Origin of the sequence: Tsukamurella sp. 8F, assembly GCF_029167375.1 — a bacterium.
GTDB lineage: Bacteria > Actinomycetota > Actinomycetes > Mycobacteriales > Mycobacteriaceae > Tsukamurella.
Genome location: NZ_JARFTP010000011.1, coordinates 1 through 22,496, shown reverse-complemented (window position 1 = coordinate 22,496; position 22,496 = coordinate 1). Strand labels below are relative to the sequence as shown.

The window sequence follows — 22,496 nt, the reverse complement described above, 5'->3', positions numbered from 1 at the left end:
CGTCAGTCCCGCCGTCCCAGGAAACCCGTGCGGCCGAGCAACTTCTCGTCCCGCGCGGCCATCCGCTGCTTACGGGCCCTGTCCTGGCGGGTCGCGTAGAAGTCGGCGACGATGCGGTCCTGCAATGCGAACATCTCGCGCTCCTCGTCGGGTTCGGCGTGATCGAATCCGAGGAGGTGCAGCACGCCGTGCACGGTGAGGACGTTGAGCTCGTGCTCCGTCGCATGACCGGCGGACTCGGCCTGATCCGCCGCGAACTGCGGGCACAACACGATGTCGCCGAGCGTCGCAGGGCCGGGGTCGACGGCATCCGGGCGCCCGCCGGGCGTCAGTTCGTCCATCGGGAAGCTCATCACGTCGGTCGGACCGGGCAGGTCCATCCACTTCACGTGCAGGTCGGCCATCGTGTCGAGGTCGACGGCGAGCATGTTCAACTCGGCCGCCGGGTGCACGTCCATCGCGTCGATGGCGAACGCCGCCACGGCGACGAGCTGCGCCTCGTCGATATCCATGCCGGACTCGTTGGCGAACTCGATACTCATCGGCGGCCTCGTCGGTCGGAGAGCGGATGCGGCCGGTTGCGACTGAGCCGGGCCTCGAACTCGGCGTACGCGTCGACGATCTCGGCGACCAGGCGGTGCCGGACGACATCGACACTGGTCAGCTCGGCGACGTGGATGTCGTCGATGCCGCCCAGGATGCCGGTGGCGGCTCGCAGCCCGCTGGTCGCGCCGCCGGGTAGGTCGACCTGCGACATGTCGCCCGTGACCACGATCTTGGAGCCGAAGCCGAGCCTGGTGAGGAACATCTTCATCTGCTCGGCGGTGGTGTTCTGGGCCTCGTCGAGGATGATGAAGGCATCATTGAGGCTCCTGCCGCGCATGTACGCGAGCGGCGCGACCTCGATCACGCCGGCTGCCATGAGCTTCGGGATCGCCTCGGGATCCATCATGTCGTGCAGCGCGTCGTGCAGCGGACGCAGGTACGGGTCGATCTTGTCGCTCAGGGTGCCGGGCAGGAAGCCCAGCCGCTCCCCCGCCTCCACCGCGGGGCGCGTGAGAATGATGCGGCTGACCTGCTTCGTCTGCAGCGCCTGTACGGCCTTGGCCATCGCGAGGTACGTCTTGCCGGTGCCGGCCGGCCCCACGCCGAACACGATGGTGTGCTCGTCGATCGCATCGACGTACTTCTTCTGGTTGACGGTCTTGGGCCGCACCGTCTTCCCACGTCGCGAGATGATATCCAGCGTGAGGACGTCCGCGGGGGACTCCCCCGAACCGTCGGTCATCATCGCGACGGAGCGCCGGACCTCCTCCGGACTCACGGAGACGCCGCTGCGCACGGCGGCGAGAAGCTCGGCGACCACACGTTCGGCGAGCGCGACATCCGCCGGCGGACCGGACAGCGTGAGTACGTTGCCACGGGCATGGATGTCCGCGTCCAGGGCCGCTTCGAGGGCGCGGAGATTGGCGTCCGCAGCTCCCAGAAGAGCGAAACTCAACTCGATCGGGATCTCGAGGGTGGAACGGGCCTGTTCGGGTTCACTCAAGGGGTGGTCGGATCCTTCGCTCGCCGTGCCGCGGCCGGCGGCCGCAGGTTGTCGACGCCCAGTTTAGTCCGACGTGCGAGTGGAAAGCTCGTCGATAGCCGCGACCGTGGCCGCATGCGATCTCGACGTCGGCTCCAGGAAGTCGTCGTGCCCCTCGTTCTCGATGATCTGCATGGTCACGTCCATGTGGTTCTTCTGCGCGTTGTCGCAGAACCACTGGGCGAGCTGCCATGGCACCGTCTCGTCCTTGCGCCCGTGCAGCACCCGTACCGGGGTCTTGAACGGCATCCGCCCCACCGGGCTGGCCTCGGCGAAGGTGCGCTTGACCAGGCGCAGGTTGGCGTTCGGCGCGAGATCGAAGAGGAGTCTCATCGACTGGTCGCCGTCGCCGCGCTCGATCAGGTCGAGGACACCGGCTCGAGAGACCGCACCGAGTAGGTTCTCGCGCTGCGCGGCGGCCCACACACCGAGCGTCGAGCCGGCGCTGTGCGACACCACGATCTGGCCCGCCTTCGCGAGCTTGGCGTCGGCGTAGTCGATCGCCGCGAGTACGTCCTCGCCCAGGATCGGCCACCGCACACCCGGCTCGCCGACGCGCCGGTACTCGATGTTCCACACCGGATAGCCGCGCTGGTTGAGGTCCTTGGCGACCGCCGTCTCCATGGACATCGTGTAGAGGTTCCGCCAGTAGCCGCCGTGGACGAGCGTCACGACGGGCTTGTCCGCGTCGCCCGGGTACCAGTGCCCGTGCTGCGAGTCCTCGTTGCCGTAGAACATCCGTCGCGGCATGTGCTCCTCCTCAAGAAGGGGGCGACCCCTCCCACCTATGCGTCAAGACACCCAGGGCGCCCAGGGCGACCGCTGCCGCGGTCGAGGTCCGCAATACTGTGGGCCCCAGCAACGCGGGCTGCGCACCGATCGCGACCAGGGCGTCTAGCTCCTCGGGGCTGATTCCGCCCTCCGGCCCCACAACGATAACCACGTCGGAAGCTACTGCGAAGTCACCATCTCTCAGTGAGAGGTTCGAACCCTCGTGAAGGACAACCACTTTCGCATGCATACTGGTGAGTAGCGCGAGAAGGCCCGCTGTGGAGTGCAGGCCGTACACCTCGGGAACCCATGCTCTGCGCGCCTGCTTGGCCGCCGATCTTGCGACCGCGCGCCATCGCGCTACGGCCTTGTCCGCCTTGCCATCCCATCTGGCAATGCAGCGCGCGGCCTGCCACGGAACGATGGCGTCCGCGCCTGCCTCCGTCGCGAGTTCCACGGCCAGTTCGGCGCGGTCCGACTTCGGGATCGCCTGCACGACGGTCACCCACGGACGGGGCCGCGGTACGTCCCAGGCACGCTCGCAGACGACGGTGACGTCCTGCTTCGTCGTCGCCGTCACCGCGCAGGCGGCCATCCGCCCCGCACCATCGGAGAGCACGAGTCGCTCGCCGACGCGCATTCGCCGAACGGCCGCCGCATGCCGGCCCTCATCGCCGCCCAGGACGTAGGTGGCGCCGGGCTCCGGCACGTCCGGCGCCAGGAAGACCGTCGCCGCCACGCGCCTACCGGCCGACGAAGCTGTTACGCAGCCGGGAGAAGACGCTCTCGTGGTGATCGGAACCACGCCGTGCCACCGTCGGCTCCGCCTCGGGGAACAGCGCCTTGAACGCGCGCAGCTTCTCCGTCTGCTTCCTGTCCAGCTTGTTGGGCACGCGCACGTCGAAGTGGACGACGAGGTTGCCCCGGACACCGGTGTTGACCTGCGGCATACCGTGACCGCGCACCGTCTTGGTGTCAGCGGGCTGCGTGCCCGCGGGGATCTCGACGTCCAGTTCGCCGTCGAGCACGGTGGGGACCGAGACCGAGCCGCCGAGCGCGGCATCGAACATCGGGACCTCGACGGTGACGTGCAGCGTGGTGCCGTCCCGGACGAGGACCTCGTGCTCCCGCTCGGCGACCTCGACGTACAGGTCGCCCGCCGGGCCGCCGCCGGGACCGACCTCGCCCTGGCCCGACAGGCGGACACGCATACCGTCGCCGACGCCCGCCGGGATCTTGACAGTCATGGTCCGGCGCTTCTGGACACGACCGTCGCCGCCGCACCGGGTGCACGGGTCCGGGATGACCTCGCCCACGCCGCCGCACGTGGGGCACGGGCGGGAGGTCATGACCTGACCCAGGAACGAACGCTGTACCGACTGCACCTCGCCTGCACCGCGGCAGGTGGCGCACGTCTCCGGCTTGGAATCTCCGTTGGTGCCCGAACCGTGGCAGAGATCGCAGAGCACGGCGGTATCGACGGTGATCTCCTTGCTGACCCCCGAGGCACACTCTTCGAGGTCGAGTTGCATACGGATCAGCGCGTCGTTGCCTGGGCGCACGCGGCCGCGCGGGCCCCGGCCGCCGCCGCCCGCCGCGCCGCCGAAGAACGCCTCGAACACGTCGCCCAGGCCGCCCGAGAAGCCGGCGCCGCCGCCGAACCCCCCGCCGAAGCCGCCGGGCGAGCTGTCGAGCGGATCCCCGCCCATGTCGACGACGCGGCGCTTATCCGGGTCGCTCAGCACCTCGTACGCGTCGGACACGTCGCGGAACCGCTCCTGTGCCGCCTCGTCCGGGTTGATGTCGGGGTGCAGCTCACGCGCCAGCTTGCGGTACGCGCGCTTGATCTCCTGGTCGGTCGCCTTGGAGTCGACCCCGAGGATCCGGTAGTAGTCACGAGCCACGATGAACGCTCATCCTTCAAGTCTGCGTACAAATTCTCCGCCCGGCCGAATACCCGGGCGGATCTCCAATAGCCCATTATGGCGCGCGATCCGGGCGTACCCGAAATCCGTGCCCTCAGCGGCCGCCGAGCACCTCGCCCACGTAGCGCGCCACGGCCGCGACGGCGGCGATGGTCCCGGGGTAGTCCATGCGCGTCGGCCCCAGCACCCCGACGCCTCCGAACACCGCTCCCGCGGTGCCGTATCCGGTCGAGACGACCGATGCGCCGCGCAGGTTCTCCTCCTGTGTCTCGGATCCGATCGCGACGGATACCGTGCCCGGATCCTGCGTCGATGCGAGCAGCTTGAGCACCACGACCTGCTCCTCCAGGGTCTCCAGTACGCTGCGCAGCGACCCGGAGAATCCCTCGAAGTCGGCGGCGTTGCGGGTGAGGTTGGCGGTGCCGCCGAGGACGAGGCGGTCGTCCTGCCGCTCTACCAACGTCTCCACCAGGACCGTCGAGCACCTGATCACTGCGTCGCGTAGGTCCGCAGGCGCCAACGGTGCGAGGTCCGCGACCGCGACCGACGCATCCGGGATGCGCTGCCCGTTGACCGCCGCGGAGAACAGGTCTCGTAGGCGCGACACCTCGTCGTCGGACAGCGCCCCACCCAGCTCGATGAGCCGCTGCTCCACGCGCCCGTTGTCCACGATCAGGACCAGCAGCAGCCGCAGGGGGGCGAGAGCGACGACCTCGAGGTGGCGGATGCGTGCCGACGTGAGGACCGGGTACTGGATCACCGCGACCTGGCGGGTGAGCTGCGCCAGCAGGCGGACCGAACGTTGCAGGACGTCGTCGAGGTCGACACCCGAGTCGAGGAACTGGACGATCGCCCGGCGCTCCGCGGCCGACAGGGGCTTCACCGCCGCGATGCGGTCGACGAACTGCCGGTACCCCTTGTCCGTGGGAATGCGGCCGGAGCTCGTATGCGGCTGGGCGATGTAGCCCTCGGCCTCCAGGACCGCCATGTCGTTGCGCACGGTGGCCGATGAGACGCCCAGCCGATGCCGGTCCACGAGGGCCTTCGAACCCACCGGCTCATGGGTCGCGACGTAATCCGCGACGATCGCGCGAAGCACCTCGAAGCGGCGGTCGTCGGTGCTCGACATCGTGGCTGTCCACCTCCATATCCGCGCTCTACTCGAACGTCCAGCTTACGCGGGTTAGAGTCGGCGGGTGATCTTCAAGGGCGTGTTGGACGGCAAGCCGTACCCGGAGCACGGCCTCAGCCCGCGAGACTGGTCGCGCATCCCGCCGCGGCAGGTGCGGCTGTCCGAGCTGGTCACGACGACCACTGTCCTGGCGCTCGATCGGCTGCTGTCCGAGGACTCGACGTTCTTCGGAGACCTGTTCCCGCACGCCGTGTCGTGGCGTGGCGACATGTACCTCGAGGACGGACTGCACCGCGCCGTCCGCTCCGCACTGCGTAACCGGACCATCCTGCACTGCCGTGTGTACGAATACGACACGCCGCTGCCGCCCGCTCCCGGGCCCGGCGAGGCCCCGCCGCGATCACCCCTCGCGACTCTCTCCGTTCCGCCTTCCGGGCCGATCCCCGCGGGACCTGTGCCGCTCGGCCCCAGGTCCGGACGCACGCCCGCGGGGCCCACATCGGGAGCGATGACTTCCGGACCGGCCTCGGGCCCGACGCACGCCGGGCCACCGTCCGGCCCCACCCCCGGGCCGGACGCCGAGAACTACGGCAGGCACGCCGCGCGGCCGCGGCGCGGCCATTGAGCCGCGCACCGAAACCAGCGTTTCCTGTATTGAGGTTTGCGCACGATCTGTGTCGATCACTGGCACGATGGGGAAATGCGCCGATTCCGGACTTCTGCCCTGGCTGCATTGGTGGCCACTCCGCTGCTCGTAGCCGGGTGCTCGTCGGACCGGCACTCCAACGACGACGCAGCCGCGCGTGAGGTGACATCGGTCGGTGTCGGCGACGTCGAGGGGACTCCCACCGCACTCACCGCGAAGCTGGGCGTGCAGGTGCAGGCGGCTGACGTCAGCGGCGCGCTCGACCAGGCCGGCGACCTGTCGCAGAAGGTGATCGACGCCGTCGTCGCCGCGGGTGTCACGCGGGCCGACGTCACCACGGCGAACCTACAGGTCAGCCCGCGGTACGGCGACTCCGTGAGCGGCGGTTCCAGCAGCATCATCGGGTATCAGGCGACGCAGTCGCTCACGGTCCGGGTCAAGGATCTGACCAAGGCGTCGAAGGTGATCGGCGATGCGGCCGCCGCGGGTGGGGACGCGACTCGTGTGACGTCCGTCGGCTTCGACCCGATCGACGATGCCCGACTGCAGTCCTCCGCACGCGCCAAGGCCTTCGCCGACGCGAAGTCGCAGGCCGATCAGTACGCCAAGCTCGCCGGGGCGTCATTGGGCGAGGTGATATCGGTGAGCGAGTCCACCGATCAGTCCGCTCCGACCCCGACCGCCTACGCCGCCCCCCGTGCCGCCTCCGTCCCGATCGAACCGGGGCAGCAGACCGTCCGCGTATCCGTCACGGTGAAGTGGCGCCTGAAGTAGTCGCCGGCTCGTTTCTCGGCCGCACAGCGCGGGCATCGTACATGCGAGCCTGCCCCTCCCCACCCGCAGAGAACCGACCCTGTGGATGGATCTGCTCCGTCCACAGCTGGCGCTTCCAACCGCCCGCGCCGGGGGTTGGCGGCGACGACGTGTCCCAGGATCGACTTCATGGGGTATCGCGAAGCGCCGCGGGTGGCGGGCGGGGTCGTGACGAAGCGAGAGTTGGAACGCTGCGGATGGGACGCCGCAACGATCCGCCGCATGGTTCGCAGGGGCCACCTGAAGCGGATCCGTCCGGGTTGGTTCGCCACACCTACTGCCGATCCCGCTCTAGTGGCGGTCGTGAAAGCGTGCGCCGCGGTCACGTGCGTAACAGCTCTGGCACACCATGATATATGGATACCCCTGGGCCAGAAGAAGACTCATCGCCGAGCATCGGAGCATCACAGTCGCGGTAAGCGCAGCGGCGAGTACTGTTCCGCCTATCGGGAGCTCTCCGCACCGCGAGTAGCGGTGGACCCGCTGCTGATCGCGTTCGCCTGCTCCGCCCGATGTACCGCGCCCGACGAGTTCGTCGCGATCTGCGACTCGGTGTTGCACCGCCATCCCGAACTGGCCGTCTCCGACCTGCGAGAAGCGTTGGAAGGCGCGCCACGGCGCGTGCTCCGGCTCCTCGACCAGGTCGACCGACGAGCGGAATCCGGCACCGAATCGCTGGTACGGGTGAGACTGCGACGCCGCAACATCAAGGTCGAGATCCAAGTGATCGTGCCCGGGGTCGGCAGGGTCGACCTCCTGGTCGGCCGGTCTCTGCTGATCGAGGTCGACAGCCGCGCGCACCACGGAGGCGAGAACTACCAGAAGGACCGGACGCGGGACCAGATCGCACGCGCGGCCGGATACGACCCGATCAGGCTGACCTGGGAGGACGTGATGTTCCGGTGGCCGCAGGTCGAGGCCCGGATCCTCGCGATGGTGCGACGCGGCGACCATCTCGGCCGGAGGCTGGCCGAATAGGTGGTCCAGTTCGCGGTGCCTGGGGCCGGGCGCCGCTGTGACAGCGATGCCCGGCCGGATCAGCCGAGAGGCGGACCGTGAGTCAGCCCAGGATGCGGCGCACGACGCCGTCGGCGACCAGACGCCCGGCATCGGTGAGGACATAGGTGCCGGACGTCGACACGAGGTTGCCGGCGGCGACCTCGTACTCGGCGTTCATCTCCTCGACGGACCCCAGCACGCCCGCGGGCAGGCCGGAACGCATCCGGATCCGGAGCATCAAGTCCTCCAGGTGCCGGTCCTCCTCGGTGAGCACCTCGTGCCCCACGACCGGCAGCCGGCCGGCCGCGACGGCGTCGGCGTAGCGCGCAGGGTGCTTGACGTTCCAGAAACGCGTGCCACGGAGGTGGCTGTGCGCCCCAGGTCCTACGCCCCACCAGTCGGCGCCCTCCCAGTACAGCTCGTTGTGCCTACACCGCGCCTCCGCGCCGCGCGCCCAGTTGGACACCTCGTACCAGTCCATCCCCGCGCCCCGCAGCGCGCCGTCGACCATCTCGTACCGGTCGGCGAGAACATCGTCGTCGACCGGCGCGACCTCGCCGCGCCGGATGCGCCGGGCCAGAGCCGTGCCGTCCTCGACGATCAGCGCGTACGCGGACACGTGATCGACGCCCGCGCCCAGCACCGCGTCTAGGGAACGACGCAGGTCGTCGTCGGTCTCCCCCGGCGTGCCGTAGATCAAGTCCAGGTTGACATGCGTGAAACCCGCGGCCAGCGCCTCGCGCGCCGCTGCCACCGCCCGCCCCGGCGTGTGCGTGCGGTCCAGCACGCGCAGCACGTGTTCGGCCGCGGACTGCATCCCCAGCGAGATGCGCGTGAAGCCTGCGCCCAACAGTGTGTCGAAGAACTCCGGCGACACCGATTCGGGATTCGACTCAGTGGTGATCTCAGCCTCGGGCGCGAGCCTGAAGTGCTGCCGCACGCTTCCCAGGAGGGCCGCCAGACCCTCGCCGCCCAGTAGCGACGGAGTCCCGCCGCCGACGAAGATCGTCGAAACCTCGACGTCCCCGGTCACCGCGGCGGCAGCGGCGAGCTCACCGTCGACGGCCCGCGCCCACGCCTGCGGCGACGACGATCCGCCCAGTTCACCGGCCGTGTACGTGTTGAAGTCGCAGTAACCGCAGCGGGTCGCGCAGAAGGGCACGTGTAGGTACAGCCCGAACGGTTCCGCCGCAGGGCCGGCCGCCGACACCGCCGCCGCGCTGTCCGCGCCGGCACCGGGCACGACGATAGGAACGTTCACCGAGGTCACGGCACCAGTGTCTCAGCCCGATTCCTGTCTCGGGCACCACAGGTGGCACAATGGCACCCGATGAACGGACAGGGTGCACTGCTGGCTTCGCGCCGGCACATCGATTTCCTGCGGGTCAACAGCTGCAGCTGTTAGGCGTCCCGCCGACTCAGCGTGCCCGCGCACCTCAGCCCCGCGCCACGCTTTTCCTCACCCCGATTCCAGGAGCACACCCCTATGACGTCCACAGCTGACGCCGTTCCCGCTGACACGGACTCAGCGTCGCCGACGGCTCACGAGAACGGAACCGGCTCGGCCGGGACCGCACGGACTCCGCGCGCTCCCCGCGAGGGCGGGCCCGCCCGCGCCACCGGCGAGGGACGCCCCGCGAGGGAGGGGGCACCCGCCCGCAGAGCGCGCCCGACGCGACGCAAGTCCGAAGGCCAGTGGGCTCTCGGCTACCGCGAACCGCTCAACGCCAACGAACAGTCCAAGAAGGACGACAACCCGCTCAACGTACGTGCCCGCATCGAGAACATCTACAGCAAGGGTGGGTTCGACTCGATCGACAAGGCCGACCTGCGCGGCCGGATGCGCTGGTGGGGTCTGTACACCCAGCGCGCTCAGGGATACGACGGCACATACACGGGGGACGAGAACATCGATCTCCTCGAAGCGCCGTACTTCATGATGCGCGTGCGATGCGACGGCGGGAAGCTCGACGCGGCTCAGGTGCGCACTCTCGGCGAGGTCTCGACACAGTTCGGCCGGGACACGGCCGACCTCTCCGACCGGGAGAACGTGCAGTTCCACTGGATCGAGATCGAGAACGTCCCCGAGATATGGAAGCGTCTAGAGGCCGTCGGCCTGAAGACGACTGAGGCGTGCGGCGACTGCCCCCGCGTGGTCCTCGGTTCGCCGCTGGCCGGGGAGTCGCTCGACGAGGTGCTCGACCCGTCACCCGCGATCGACGAGATCGTCCGCCGGTACATCGGCGACCCGAAGTACTCCAACCTGCCACGCAAGTTCAAGACCGCCATCTCGGGCCAGCAGGACGTGGTCCACGAGATCAACGACGTGGCGTTCGTCGGTGTCGTGCATCCGGAGCACGGCCCGGGGCTCGATCTCTGGGTGGGCGGCGGTCTGTCGACCAATCCGATGCTGGCGCAGCGCGTCGGCGCGTGGGTACCGCTCGACGAGGTGCCCGACGTCTGGGAAGGCGTGGTCTCGGTCTTCCGCGACTACGGTTACCGCCGCCTGCGCAACAAGGCCCGGCTGAAGTTCCTCATCAAGGACTGGGGGATCGAGAAGTTCCGCCAGGTCCTCGAGGACGAGTACCTGGGCCGGAAGCTGATCGACGGCCCCGCACCGGAGCAGCCCGCCCGCCCCATCGATCACATCGGCGTGCAGAAGCTCCGCAACGGGCTCAACGCCGTCGGCTTCACCCCCATCGCAGGCCGGGTCTCGGGCACCGTCCTCAGCGGCGTTGCGGACGCGATGGAGCGCGCTGGTTCGAACCGCGCGTCGTTCACGCCCTACCAGAAGCTCATCGTCCTGGACGTCCCCGACGATCGCGTCGATGCGCTGATCGACGAGCTCGCGACACTCGGCCTGCAGGGCCGCCCCTCGCTGTGGCGTCGGAATCTCATCGCATGCAGCGGCATCGAGTTCTGCAAGCTGTCCTTCGTCGAGACGCGCAAGCGATCTCAGGTGCTGGTCCCCGAGTTGGAGCGGCGCTTGGCCGACCTCAACGCAGAGCTCGACGTTCCGGTCACCGTCAACATCAACGGCTGCCCCAACTCGTGCGGACGCTCGCAGATCGCAGACATCGGCTTCAAGGGCCAGCTCGTGGACGATCACGAGGGGAATCAAGTCGAGGGCTACCAGGTTCATCTTGGTGGAAGCCTCGGGCTCGACAGCGGATTCGGCCGCAAGCTGCGCCAGCACAAGGTGCTGTCCACGGAGCTCGGGGACTACATCGAGCGAGTGGTACGGCGGTTCGCGGCGCAGCGCGAGGAAGGCGAGCGCTTCGCGCAGTGGGCCGTCCGGGCCGCCGAGGAGGACCTGAGATGAGCGCACCGACCCGCACCGCCACCTCCGAGGAACTGCGTGCGATCGCCGACCGCGGGGCGGCCGAGCTGGGCGACGCAGATCCGCTTACGCTCCTGCGCTGGACGGCCGACACCTTCGGCGACGACTACCTGGTCGCATCGAACATGCAGGACGGCGTGCTCGTGCACCTCGCGAAGCAGGTCCAGGAACGCCCCAAGGTGCTGTTCCTCGATACCGGTTACCACTTCCCCGAGACGATCGGCATGCGGGATGCCGCCGAGGCCGTCTACGACGTCGAGATCCTCAACGTGACCCCCGAGCAGACCGTCGCGGAGCAGGACTCGGCTCTCGGCAAGGACCTGTTCGCGCGCGATCCCGGCGAGTGCTGCCGCCTGCGCAAGGTCGTCCCGCTGCGCACCACTCTCGCCCACTACCCCGCGTGGGTGACAGGAATCCGCCGGGTCGAGGCGCCCACCCGCGCGCACGCCCCGGCCATCTCGTTCGACGAGGGCTTCGGACTGGTCAAGATCAACCCGATCGTGGCCTGGTCCGACGAGCAGATGCAGGACTACATCGATGCGCACGGCATCCTGGTGAACCCGCTGGTGGACGAGGGCTACCCCTCGATCGGCTGCGCACCGTGCACCACCAAGCCGGCCCCCGGCTCCGACCCGCGCAGCGGCCGCTGGGCCGGCAACGCCAAGACAGAATGCGGACTCCACACGTCATGACAGAGACCACGACACAGCCGGGCACGGCGTTCTCCACCCTGGACGCCCTGGAATCCGAGGCGATCCACATCTTCCGCGAGGTCGCCGGCGAGTTCGAGCGGCCGGTCATCCTGTTCTCCGGCGGCAAGGACTCGACGGTGCTGCTACACCTCGCAGTGAAGGCGTTCTGGCCCGCGCCGCTGCCGTTCGCGCTGCTGCACGTCGATACCGGCCACAACCTGCCCGAGGTGCTGCGATTCCGCGACGAGGTGGTCGAGCGGCACAACCTGCGCCTGCACGTCGCCTCGGTCGAGGACTACATCGCCGACGGCCGGCTCGCGGAGCGGCCCGACGGCATCCGCAACCCCCTGCAGACGGTGCCGCTACTGGACGCGATCTCCGAGAACCGTTTCGACGCCGTGTTCGGCGGCGGTCGCCGCGATGAGGAGCGCGCACGCGCCAAGGAGCGGATCTTCAGCCTGCGCAACGCGTTCGGGCAGTGGGACCCCAAGCGCCAGCGCCCCGAGCTGTGGAACCTGTACAACGGCCGGCACGCGCCGGGCGAGCACGTGCGCGTGTTCCCGCTGAGCAACTTCACGGAGCTCGACGTGTGGCGGTACATCGCCCGCGAGAACATCCCGCTCGCGTCGATCTACTACGCTCACCAGCGCGACGTCTACCAGCGCGACGGCATGTGGATGACCCCCGGCGTATGGGGCGGTCCGCGCGATGGCGAAGAGCTGCAGCGACTCTCGGTGCGGTACCGCACCGTCGGTGACGGCTCCACCACGGGCGCGATCCTCTCCGAGGCCGCCGACAACGAGGCGATCCTGGCCGAGGTCGCGGCGTCGCGGCTCACCGAGCGCGGCGCGACGCGCGGCGACGACCGCGTGTCCGAGGCGGCCATGGAGGACCGGAAGAAGGAAGGGTACTTCTGATGCGCTCCCCCGAGCTTCTCCGGCTCGCCACTGCGGGCTCCGTCGACGACGGCAAGTCCACCCTCGTCGGTCGCCTGCTGTTCGACACGAAATCCGTTCTCGCGGACCAGATAGACGCGGTCACGCGGGCGTCTGTCGATCGCGGCCTGGACACTCCCGACCTCTCGCTGCTCGTCGACGGCCTGCGCGCCGAGCGCGAGCAGGGCATCACCATCGACGTCGCCTACCGCTACTTCGCAACGCCCAACCGGTCGTTCGTGCTCGCCGACACCCCCGGCCACGTGCAGTACACGCGGAACACCGTCTCCGGCGCCTCCACAGCCCAGGTGGTCGTACTGCTCACCGACGCACGCAAGGGCGTCGTGGAGCAGACCCGGCGACACGCCGCCGTCATCCGACTCCTCGGGGTGCCACGAGTCGTTCTGGCGGTCAACAAGATCGACCTCGTGGACGATCAGGAAGCGGTGTTCGGCCGGATCTCCGGCGAGTTCCACACGCTGATGCGCTCGCTCGGCTGGTCGGACGCCGAGGTCCACGCCATCCCAGTGTCGGCGCTGCACGGCGACAACGTGGCCACCCGCTCCGTGAACACGCCGTATTATGACGGTCCCTCACTGCTCGAGTACCTCGAGAACGTGCCGACCGACCCCGACACCGCGCCCATCGGTTTCCGTTTCCCGGTGCAGTACGTGATCCGTCCCCGGACACCCGAGTACCCGGACTACCGCGGCTACGCGGGCCAGGTCGCGGCGGGCACGATCGCGGTCGGCGACGACGTCGTCGTCCTCCCCGCAGGCACCCGCACCACCGTTGCGCGTATCGACACCGCGGACGGCGAACTGGAGTCTGCGCACACGGGTCGCAGCGTGACGCTGGTGCTCGCCGACGAGGTCGACGCCTCGCGCGGGGACGTGCTGGTGGCAGCACAGGACGCGCCCGAGCCGCGCCAGCAGTTCACCGCGACGGTGTGCTGGCTCGCGGACAAGCCGCTACGCGTCGGCTCGCGGCTGCTGCTCAAGCACGGCACGCGTACCACGCCGGCGATCGTCGGCTCGGTGGACTCCGTCTTCGACGAGCAGGCACTGACCATCGCCGACGGTGAATCACTCGAACTGAACCAGATCGGCTCGATCTCGGTGACCACCGCCGAGCCGATCGTCGCGGACGACTACGACGTGAATCGCGAGATGGGCTCGTTCCTGCTCATCGAGCCGCAGTCCGGCAACACGCTCGCAGCGGGCCTCGTCGGCAACGCGCTCACGCACGTCGTCTGAGACGCCTCCCGCAGCGTCAGAAGCCCTCGACCGCCCACGGGCGGCGCGACTGCTGCAGCATCGCGTCGGCGCGCGCGGCGGCACCCGGGGTCAGCTCACGCACGTCGCCGACGGTGACCCGCCGCCCGAGGGTGTCGTCGGACAGCCAGAGCCGCGGGAGCACGGTGACATCGAGGGCCAGATCGGCCGCGGGTTCGTCGGACGGTACGCAGCGACCGGTGCGGCCGTCGGACTCGAACGCGAAGCGCCCGTGCGCGGGGCCCGGACCGTCTCCCCAGCCGGGATCCGTCACGTCGAGGACGACTCGCCCGGCCGACGCGTAGGTCCGCGCGGCGAACAGCGCCGGCAGATCGAGCGGACGCAGCCAGACGTGATCGGACAGGTCCCGCATCACGACGCCGCGCGGGTTCGACGCCCAGTCCTGCAGGGGATCGTCGACGGGCCGGGGGCCGGTGTGCACGGTCGTGACCCAGTCGACGCTCGCCACGAACCGCCACAGCGTGCGTTCGGCGTCGGCGTCCACGCCGAGCAACTCCTCGACGGTCGCCTCGGCGCGCGGCAGATTGCCCTCCCACTTCTCCTCGGCGCGGTACGCGACCACCCCGGCCGGCCCGTCGCCGCGGTGCAGCACGACGCGGCGACGGGTGTCGGGCCCGTCCCGCAGGGCGAGGCCCGCGAGCCGCTCGCCCCGCCGGGGCGGCCGGGACACCTTGCCGGGTATGCGCACGGCGTCGTGCACCAGTTCTGACGCGGCCAGGTACTCGGCGCCGGAGGCGAACCGGAGGTCGGCGCCGCCCACATCGCCCAGATCAGCCGCACCGACGTCGACGGTGAACCCGGCTGCCCGGGACGCCGGCCCGAAGCCGAACCGGCCGTAGATGCCGTACTCGGCCGCCACCAGCGTCGCCGCCGCACAGCCCGCCTCCGCGGCGTCACGGAGGCAGTCGCGCATGAACCGGGTGAGGATCCCGCGACGGCGGTGCGTGGGGAGCACGACTACGGAGCTGACGCCCCGCGTGGGCACGTCCGCTCCCCCTACCGCCGTCATCGTCTGGTCGAACGCCCAGAAGGTCCCGACGATGTCGCGCCCGTCGACCGCGACGTCGAAGGCGTCCATGTCGATACGGGGGCGGAACGCATCGGCCCATACCTCGGGTGCGATGGTGCCGCCGAGGAAGCCGACGGCGACGGTCTCGCGGAACTCGCGCAGCCGTTCGCCCGTGCGGACCCGCTCGAACCGGATCTCGTTACCATTCTTCACGGTCCGACGCTACCGCGCACCGCAACCGGTTATCACCGTCAATCCTCGTCGGCGCCGCGGTCGACACGGAGGATGCCGTCGACGGCGGAGAGCGCTCCGGCGGCCTCGGCGACCCCGCGCCCCACGAGGGACAGCGAGACGGTCACTTCGGGATCGCCTCCCTTGCTGTGTCCGTCCAGCACGGCGAGCGACGCGACCGTCCAGCCCCGGCGCGAGCACTCCGCGAGCAGGGATCGCAGCACGCCGCGCCCGTCCTCGTAGGTCACGGTGAATCCGCGCTCCGCCGTCCCGCGGGAGCCCAGGAAGCGGCCGAGCGGGGTGAATCCGAGCACCGCCACGAAGTGCAGCACGGTCACCACCACGGCGAGCACCTCGAGGCCCGCCCCGGCAGCCATGCCGATCGCCGCGGTCTCCCATACGGCCGCCGCAGTCGTGAGGCCGCGGATCGCACCTCGCCGGGTGATGATCAGCCCGGCACCGAGGAAGCCGATGCCGGAGACCACCTGGGCCGCCACGCGCGACGGGTCCAGGACCACAGCGCCCGGCGCAAGCACATCGGCGAAGCCGTATTTGCTGACCAACATGAACAACGCCGCGGTCGTCCCGACGATGGCCTGCGTGCGCAGCCCGGCGCTCTTGCCCCGGACCTCGCGCTCCACGCCGACGACCGCAGACAGGCAGAACGCGAGAACCAACTCCTCGATCTGCCGCCAGCCCTGGCCGGCGCTTATCCAGTCCGCAGCGAGAGTCGTCATCGCCCCATGGTGCGCCGCGCCGCAGGGATGCGCACCGTCAGGACGCCGCTATCGCCGGCACGTGGGTCGCGCGCACGTACACATCCTCGCCGTCCGAAAGGTCCAGGGCGGCCGCGTCGCCACGGGTGACCTGTGCGTGGAAGCGCTCGCCGGTCGCGCCGTTGACGAGCTCCACGCGCACCTCGAAGCCCAGGTAGACGATCCGCTCCACCGTGGCGCGCGTGACTCCGGCCTCCTCCGCCGTGACGCTGCCCGCACGCGCCATCTCGGGGGTCCGCCCCACGCGGATGTCGTGGGGGCGCACCAGCACCCCGTTCAGCTTGGCCACGGACCCGAGGAACGACATGACGAACGGCGTCTCGGGCCGGTCGTAGACGTCCTCCGGCGAACCCACCTGCTCGATCCGCCCGCGGTTCAGCACGGCGATCCGATCGGCGATGTCGAGCGCCTCCTCCTGGTCGTGGGTGACGATCACCGTCGTCACGTGGACCTCGTCGTGCAGCCGTCGCAACCATGCGCGAAGTTCCTCACGCACCTTCGCGTCGAGCGCGCCGAAGGGCTCGTCCAGCAGCAGGACCTGGGGGTCGACGGCGAGCGCCCGCGCGAGTGCCATGCGCTGCCGCTGGCCGCCCGACAGCTGAGCCGGATACCTGGTCTGGAAGCCGGTGAGCCCGACGACCTCGAGCAGCTCGTCGACCTTGGACCTGATCTCGGCGGCGGGACGCTTGCGGATCTTCAGCCCGAACGCGACGTTCTCCCGCACCGTCATATGTTTGAACGCGGCGTAGTGCTGGAAGACGAAACCGATGTCGCGCTGCTGTGGGGACGCACCGCTCACGTCTTCGCCGTTGATGAACACGGAGCCGGAGTCGAGGTGGTCGAGGCCCGCGATGGACCGCAGCAGCGTCGACTTACCCGACCCGGACGGGCCGAGCAGCGCGGTGAGGGAGCCGTCGGGGATGTCCAGGGACACGTCGTCCAGGGCGGCGAAGTCGCCATAGTGCTTGTTGGCGCCGCGGACACTGATGGTCACGGCCTGCTCGTTGTCAGTCGTCATCGTTGTTCTTCCGTCGCGTCGCTTCGAGGAGGGTCATGACCACCAGCGCGACGAGCGCCAGCAGCATCAGCAGTGTGGCGGCGGCGTACGCGCCGAAGGTGTTGTAGTCGTCCGTGAAACGGGACGACACGAGCAGCGTCAAGGTCTGCGAGATCCCGGGGAAGCCGGACGACACCATCGTCACCGCGCCGTACTCGCCGAGCGCGCGGGCGATGGTGAGGACAACGCCGTAGGTCAGGCCCCAGCGGATCGCAGGGAGCGTGATCCGCCAGAAGGTCTGCCAGCCGCCCGCGCCGAGCGTCGCTGCCGCCTCCTCCTGCTCGGTGCCGATCTCGTGCAGCACCGGCTCGACCTCGCGCACTACGAACGGCAGCGTCACGAACGTCGTCGCGAGCACCATGCCCGGCAGCCCGAAGATCACCTTGAAGCCCAGCGACTCTATGCCCCCGAACCACCCGCCGACGCCCCATAGCATGATCAGCGCGACGCCCACGACCACCGGGGAGACGGCGAACGGGAGATCGACTGCGGCCTGCAGCAGCCCCTTCCCGCGGAACCGGCCGCGCGCCAGGGCGATCGCGGTCAACACGCCGAAGATCACGTTCAACGGCACCACTATGACGAGGATGATCAGCGATATCTCGAGTGCGGAGATCGCGGCGGGCGTGGTGATCCAGTCCCAGAACCGGCCCAGCCCGTGCTGGAACGATCGGTAGAGGATGATCACGATCGGCAGCACCAGCAGCACGAGCAGATACAGGAGTGCCAGGCCGCGCAGCCCGAGCACGGTGCCCTTCTTCAGCTTCACGAGTTCTCCTCCCGCTTGGCGGCGCGCGACCCGAAGTAGCGCATGACGAACAGCAGCACGAACGCGATGAGCAGCAGAACCACCGACACCACCGACGCCGACGTATTGTCGTCGACCTCGATCTGCTGCTGGATGTACTGCGACGCCACCTGTGTCTTGCCCGGAATGTTGCCGCCGACGAGCACGACCGAGCCGAACTCGCCGATCGCCCTCGTGAACGCGAGACCCGCGCCCGACAGGATCGCGGGCGCCAGCGTGGGCAACACGACCTTGGTCAGGATCAGGCGATTGCTCGCTCCGAGTGACGCAGCCGCCTCCTCGACCTCGTGATCCAGCTCGAGGAGCACCGGCTGGACCTGCCGAACCACGAACGGCAGCGTCACGAAAGCGAGAGCGATGACCAGCGCAGGCTGCGTCGCGTTGAGGTGCAGACCGACCGGGCTGTCCGGGCCGTACAACGACAGCAGCACGATCGACGCGACGATCGTGGGGAGCGCGAACGGCAGGTCGATGATCGCGTTGACCACGCCCTTGCCCGGGAAGTCGTCGCGCACCAGCACCCACGCGATGAGCGTGCCCATCACCACGTTCACGATCGTCACGATGACGGAGACCCACACGGTGACCACGAGGGTGTCCACGGCCCCCTCGGCGGTCAGCGCGTCCCAGAAGCCGCTCAGACCACGGTCGAAGGACTTCGTGACGATCGCCGCGATCGGCAGCAACACGATGACGGAGATCCAGACCCATGCGACACCGATCCGCAGCGGATCGACCGCCAGCCTGCTACGCGTGCTCACCTACTTCCCTCCCGACGTGTAGATCTTCGAGATGGACCCCTTGTCGCCGAACAGCGCGGCGTCGACGGCCGGCCAGCCCTTCAGGTCCTTGGTGAGCTTCTTCCCCGACACCGTCTTGCCGGCGGTGCCCCTACCGAGCTCGGCGCCCAGCTCGTCGGTGGTCCACAGCTTCTGCGGCTGGGCGGTGAACTGTCCCGCCGTCTGCGCCACGACCGCGGGGACGACGGGGCGGAAACCGGCGGTCGGTAGCGCCCGCTGCGCCGCGTCGCTGTACAGGAAGGTCACGAAGTCCTTCGCGGCGGCGGCGTCCGTACTCGTGTTCACCGTGGCCACAGCGAGGTCGATCCGGAAGGACTGCGGCGGAATGAAGTACTCGACGGGCTTCAGGCCTGCGGCCTTGTTCTGCTTCTGCAGCATCACGGCCTCGCTCTCGTAGCTGAGCAGGACGTCGCCCTGCCCGGCCTGGAACGCGGTGGTCGCGTCACGACCCGAGTTCGGGCTGACATGCGTGTGCTGCTTGATCAGCTTCTTCACGAAGTCGACGCCGGCCTGTGGGTTCCGGCCACCGTCGGACGCCCACGCGTACGGCGCCATCAGATTCCACTTGGCCGAGCCCGAGCTCGCTGGATTGGGCGTTACGACGTCGACGCCCGGTTTGAGGAGATCCGACCAGTCGTGGATCCCCTTCGGATTGCCCTGTCGCACCACCATCACGACGGCGGACGTGAACGGCACGCCGTGGTTGGGATGCACGGTGTCCCAGTCGTCGTCGATCAGGCCGGCCTTGACGTCGCGGGTGACGTCCGGCTCGACCGAGAAGTTCACCACGTCGACGGGGACGTGGCGCACGACCTTGCGGGACTGGTCGCCCGACGCGCCGTAGGACTGGGAGAAGCCGATATCCGGGTGCTCCTTGCGGAAGAGCGGGATCAGCTGGTCGAACGCGGGCTTCGCTGCGGAGAACGCCACGAGGTTCAGATGGCGGCTGCCGCTCGAGATGTCGATCCCGCCGGGCTCGTCGGTGGAGCCGCCACATGCGGCGAGGACGGCGGCGAGCAGCAGAGCGAGCACGCTCGCGACACCGCCGCGTCGGTACCGTCTCGCGACGCTACGGCGTCGGGGTCGTCTGGGCATGGGTGTCTTCGGACCGTTCTTCGTGTCGATCGGGCTACCCGGTCGGGCCGGGGTACGCCGGAATCGTAGGCGCCCGGCTAGTGGGTCACCGCCCACGCCACCACGAGCAGCACCAGCAAAGCGATGAGCGCCCAGGTCACCTTCGACTGCGGCAGCCACAGCCGTCGTCCTCCGTCATTACCCGCCACAGTCGTCACTGTTCCTTCCTCAGGACGCTGACCTGCGATTTCTCCGTCCTGTTCGTCCTTTCCGCCGGGCTGCGCGGATTCGCGGAGGCCGGCCAAGCGGTCGATCAGCACCGTGAGGACGCGGACGATGAGTATTGCGGTCAGCGTGAGCACAATCAGCACCAGCGCCACCTGGGGTACGTACGGCAGGCTCGAGATCCACAACTCGAATGTGTCCCACCAGTGGGCTATGGCGTGCATCGCCACCGAGCCTATCGCCAACCGGTGCGCAGTCGAGTCGTCGGTGGTTCATGATGTAACACATGCCATCCAAGAACGCCGCCACCTCCGCGCCCACGGACGCCCCTGACGTCACCACCAACGGATCGGCCAACGGGTCGAAGACCCGACACAAGAACGCCGATGCCAGCGCCGACCCCGCACCGGTGCCCGCGTCCGCACCCTCGTCGGACCCCTACAGCGAGAGCGCGTTCCCACCCATCCACGACTACGCGTTCCTGTCGGACTGCGAGAACACGTGCCTCGTCGCCCGCGACGGCACCGTCGAGTGGATGTGCGTGCCACGCCCCGATTCCCCGAGCATCTTCGGGGCGATCCTGGACCGGGGCGCCGGCTCGTTCCGACTCGCGCCTTACGGGGTGCGAGTCCCGTCGGACCGCCGCTACCTACCCGGCAGCCTGATGCTCGAGACGACGTGGCAGACGTCGACGGGCTGGCTCATCGTCCGTGACGCGTTGGTGATGGGCCCTTGGCACGACACGCAGACGCGGTCGCGGACGCACCGCCGGACGCCCACCGACTGGGATGCCGAGCACATCCTGCTGCGCACCGCGCGCTGCGTTTCGGGCACCGTCGAGTTGCAGATGAACTGCGAGCCGGCGTTCGACTACAACCGCGCGGGTGCGAAGTGGGAGTACTCGGCCGACGGTTACGGCGAGGCCGAGGCCCGGCCGCGAACCGCCGACGCCGACGACTTCCCCACCCTCAAGATCACGACGGACATGCGTCTGGGCCTGGAGGGCCGCGAGGCACGCGCCCACACCCGGCTGAGCGAGGGCGACCAGGTGTTCGTCGCGCTCTCCTGGAGCAAGCACCCCGTGCCGCAGACCTTCGAGGAGGCGGCGCAGAAGATGTGGGCCACCGCGGAGTCGTGGCGGCAATGGATCAACGTCGGCCATTTCCCGGACCACCCGTGGCGCTCTTATCTGCAACGCTCGGCCCTCACCCTGAAGGGTCTGACCTACTCCCCGACCGGCGCCCTGCTCGCCGCGTCGACGACGTCGCTGCCCGAGACGCCCAAGGGTGTCCGCAACTGGGACTACCGATACGCGTGGGTGCGCGACTCCACGTTCGCTCTGTGGGGCCTGTACACGCTGGGCCTGGACCGCGAGGCCGAGGACTTCTTCTCGTTCATCGCCGACGTGTCGGGCGCCAACAACGGCGAGCAGAACCCGCTACAGGTGATGTACGGCGTCGGCGGCGAGCGCACGCTCGTCGAGGAGGAGCTCACCCACCTGTCCGGCTACGACGGCGCCCGCCCCGTGCGTATCGGGAACGGCGCGTACAACCAGCGCCAGCACGACATCTGGGGCACGATGCTGGACTCGGTGTACCTCAACACCAAGTCCAGCGAGCGCATCCCCGAGACCCTGTGGCCGGTGCTCAAGGCGCAGGTCGAGGAGACGCTCAAGCACTGGCGCCAGCCGGACCGCGGCATCTGGGAGGTGCGCGGCGACCCGCAGCACTTCACCTCGTCCAAGGTCATGTGTTGGATCGCCCTGGACCGCGGGTCCAAGCTGGCCGCGCTGCACGGCGAGGACGACTACGCTCAGCAGTGGTCAGACGAGGCCGATGTCATCAAGGCGGACATCCTCGAGCACGGTGTCGACCACCGCGGTGTGTTCACGCAGCGCTACGGCTCCAACGCCCTCGACGCGTCACTGCTCCTCGTTCCGCTGCTGCGGTTCCTGCCGTCCGACGATCCACGGGTCCGGGCGACGGTGCTCGCCATCGCCGACGAACTCACGGAGGACGGCCTCGTACTGAGGTACCGCGTCGAGGAGACCGACGACGGGCTCAGCGGCGAGGAGGGAGCGTTCACGATCTGTTCGTTCTGGCTGGTGTCTGCCCTGGTGGAGATCGGTGAGGTGAACCGTGCGCGTTCCCTGTGCGAGCGCCTGCTGTCGTACTCCAGCCCGCTGAAGCTGTACGCCGAGGAGATCGATCCCAAGAGCGGTAAGCACCTGGGAAACTTCCCACAGGCGTTCACCCATCTGGCGCTGATCAATGCGGTCGTGCACGTCATCCGCGCCGAGGAGTCGCACCACGCATCGACGTTCCTCCCGGCGCATCCCACGCCCTAGCGAAAGCAGAAACCCCCCGGGGGGGGGGGGGGG

At 69.1% G+C, this 22,496-nt stretch carries 21 protein-coding genes and 1 pseudogene; 8 read left to right on the top strand and 14 right to left on the bottom strand.

Annotation, left to right across the window (positions count from 1 at the left end):
- Nucleotides 1-2: 2 nt before the first annotated feature.
- The 6 genes from ybeY to hrcA form a co-directional block, all read right to left on the bottom strand.
- A complete protein-coding gene (gene ybeY, locus P0W64_RS10550) occupies nt 3-542 on the bottom strand; it encodes an rRNA maturation RNase YbeY (protein WP_275480056.1) in 540 nt (179 codons plus the stop codon).
- A complete protein-coding gene (locus P0W64_RS10545) occupies nt 539-1,549 on the bottom strand; it encodes a PhoH family protein (RefSeq protein WP_275480055.1) in 1,011 nt (336 codons plus the stop codon). Before P0W64_RS10545 ends, ybeY begins: the two co-directional genes overlap by 4 nt.
- 63 nt (nt 1,550-1,612) lie before the next feature.
- Nucleotides 1,613-2,338, bottom strand: a complete 726-nt coding sequence (locus P0W64_RS10540) for a prolyl oligopeptidase family serine peptidase (RefSeq protein ID WP_275480054.1) — start codon at nt 2,336-2,338, stop codon at nt 1,613-1,615.
- Between the two features lie 10 nt (nt 2,339-2,348).
- On the bottom strand, nt 2,349-3,098 hold the full coding sequence (locus tag P0W64_RS10535; RefSeq protein WP_275480053.1) for a 16S rRNA (uracil(1498)-N(3))-methyltransferase: 750 nt from the start codon (nt 3,096-3,098) through the stop codon (nt 2,349-2,351).
- 4 nt (nt 3,099-3,102) lie between these two features.
- Entirely contained in the window at nt 3,103-4,263 is a 1,161-nt protein-coding gene (dnaJ, locus tag P0W64_RS10530) for a molecular chaperone DnaJ (RefSeq protein WP_275480052.1), read from the bottom strand.
- Between the two features lie 115 nt (nt 4,264-4,378).
- The gene (gene hrcA, locus P0W64_RS10525; RefSeq protein ID WP_275480051.1) at nt 4,379-5,413 is read right to left on the bottom strand and encodes a heat-inducible transcriptional repressor HrcA; all 1,035 of its coding nucleotides are present in this window, start codon (nt 5,411-5,413) and stop codon (nt 4,379-4,381) included.
- 67 nt (nt 5,414-5,480) lie between these two features.
- Between hrcA and P0W64_RS22535 the strand changes: the two are divergent.
- The 3 genes and pseudogenes from P0W64_RS22535 to P0W64_RS10510 form a co-directional block, all read left to right on the top strand.
- A pseudogene (locus tag P0W64_RS22535) lies at nt 5,481-5,789 on the top strand (type II toxin-antitoxin system VapB family antitoxin); the annotation flags it as partial.
- Between the two features lie 327 nt (nt 5,790-6,116).
- Entirely contained in the window at nt 6,117-6,836 is a 720-nt protein-coding gene (locus P0W64_RS10515; protein ID WP_275480049.1) for an SIMPL domain-containing protein, read from the top strand.
- A gap of 168 nt (nt 6,837-7,004) precedes the next feature.
- Nucleotides 7,005-7,853, top strand: a complete 849-nt coding sequence (locus P0W64_RS10510) for a type IV toxin-antitoxin system AbiEi family antitoxin domain-containing protein (protein ID WP_275480048.1) — start codon at nt 7,005-7,007, stop codon at nt 7,851-7,853.
- Nucleotides 7,854-7,935: 82 nt separating this feature from the next.
- Here the strand turns inward: P0W64_RS10510 and hemW are convergent, their stop codons facing one another.
- Entirely contained in the window at nt 7,936-9,117 is a 1,182-nt protein-coding gene (gene hemW, locus P0W64_RS10505) for a radical SAM family heme chaperone HemW (RefSeq protein ID WP_275480164.1), read from the bottom strand.
- A 243-nt stretch (nt 9,118-9,360) separates the two neighbouring features.
- On the opposite strand from hemW, the gene P0W64_RS10500 reads away from it, so the two are divergent.
- From P0W64_RS10500 to P0W64_RS10485, 4 genes are read left to right on the top strand one after another with little or no spacing between them, the layout of a single operon-like run.
- Nucleotides 9,361-11,196, top strand: coding sequence for a nitrite/sulfite reductase (locus P0W64_RS10500; RefSeq protein WP_275480047.1), 1,836 nt, complete (start codon nt 9,361-9,363; stop codon nt 11,194-11,196).
- Nucleotides 11,193-11,906, top strand: a complete 714-nt coding sequence (locus P0W64_RS10495; protein ID WP_275480046.1) for a phosphoadenylyl-sulfate reductase — start codon at nt 11,193-11,195, stop codon at nt 11,904-11,906. The genes P0W64_RS10500 and P0W64_RS10495 overlap by 4 nt, the downstream gene beginning before the upstream one ends.
- A complete protein-coding gene (gene cysD, locus P0W64_RS10490; RefSeq protein WP_275480045.1) occupies nt 11,885-12,823 on the top strand; it encodes a sulfate adenylyltransferase subunit CysD in 939 nt (312 codons plus the stop codon). The genes P0W64_RS10495 and cysD overlap by 22 nt, the downstream gene beginning before the upstream one ends.
- The gene (locus P0W64_RS10485; protein ID WP_275480163.1) at nt 12,820-14,097 is read left to right on the top strand and encodes a GTP-binding protein; all 1,278 of its coding nucleotides are present in this window, start codon (nt 12,820-12,822) and stop codon (nt 14,095-14,097) included. Before cysD ends, P0W64_RS10485 begins: the two co-directional genes overlap by 4 nt.
- Before the next feature lie 16 nt (nt 14,098-14,113).
- Here the strand turns inward: P0W64_RS10485 and P0W64_RS10480 are convergent, their stop codons facing one another.
- The 7 genes from P0W64_RS10480 to P0W64_RS10450 form a co-directional block, all read right to left on the bottom strand.
- Nucleotides 14,114-15,358 (bottom strand): GNAT family N-acetyltransferase, encoded by a 1,245-nt coding sequence (locus P0W64_RS10480; protein ID WP_275480044.1) that lies wholly within the window; start codon nt 15,356-15,358, stop codon nt 14,114-14,116.
- 38 nt (nt 15,359-15,396) lie between these two features.
- Nucleotides 15,397-16,113, bottom strand: a complete 717-nt coding sequence (locus P0W64_RS10475; RefSeq protein ID WP_275480043.1) for an MgtC/SapB family protein — start codon at nt 16,111-16,113, stop codon at nt 15,397-15,399.
- 37 nt (nt 16,114-16,150) lie between these two features.
- Nucleotides 16,151-17,170 carry a sulfate ABC transporter ATP-binding protein gene (locus P0W64_RS10470; RefSeq protein ID WP_275480042.1) on the bottom strand — a complete coding sequence of 340 codons (1,020 nt, stop codon included), beginning with the start codon at nt 17,168-17,170 and terminating at the stop codon, nt 16,151-16,153.
- Nucleotides 17,160-17,978, bottom strand: coding sequence for a sulfate ABC transporter permease subunit CysW (gene cysW, locus P0W64_RS10465; protein ID WP_275480041.1), 819 nt, complete (start codon nt 17,976-17,978; stop codon nt 17,160-17,162). The genes P0W64_RS10470 and cysW overlap by 11 nt, the downstream gene beginning before the upstream one ends.
- Entirely contained in the window at nt 17,975-18,778 is an 804-nt protein-coding gene (gene cysT, locus P0W64_RS10460; protein WP_275480040.1) for a sulfate ABC transporter permease subunit CysT, read from the bottom strand. Before cysT ends, cysW begins: the two co-directional genes overlap by 4 nt.
- A complete protein-coding gene (locus P0W64_RS10455; protein ID WP_275480039.1) occupies nt 18,779-19,912 on the bottom strand; it encodes a sulfate ABC transporter substrate-binding protein in 1,134 nt (377 codons plus the stop codon).
- Between the two features lie 77 nt (nt 19,913-19,989).
- Nucleotides 19,990-20,340, bottom strand: a complete 351-nt coding sequence (locus P0W64_RS10450; protein ID WP_275480038.1) for a hypothetical protein — start codon at nt 20,338-20,340, stop codon at nt 19,990-19,992.
- A gap of 62 nt (nt 20,341-20,402) precedes the next feature.
- Here P0W64_RS10450 and P0W64_RS10445 point away from each other — a divergent pair, with 62 nt between their 5' ends.
- On the top strand, nt 20,403-22,463 hold the full coding sequence (locus tag P0W64_RS10445) for a glycoside hydrolase family 15 protein (RefSeq protein ID WP_275480037.1): 2,061 nt from the start codon (nt 20,403-20,405) through the stop codon (nt 22,461-22,463).
- The last annotated feature ends 33 nt before the right edge of the window (nt 22,464-22,496 follow it).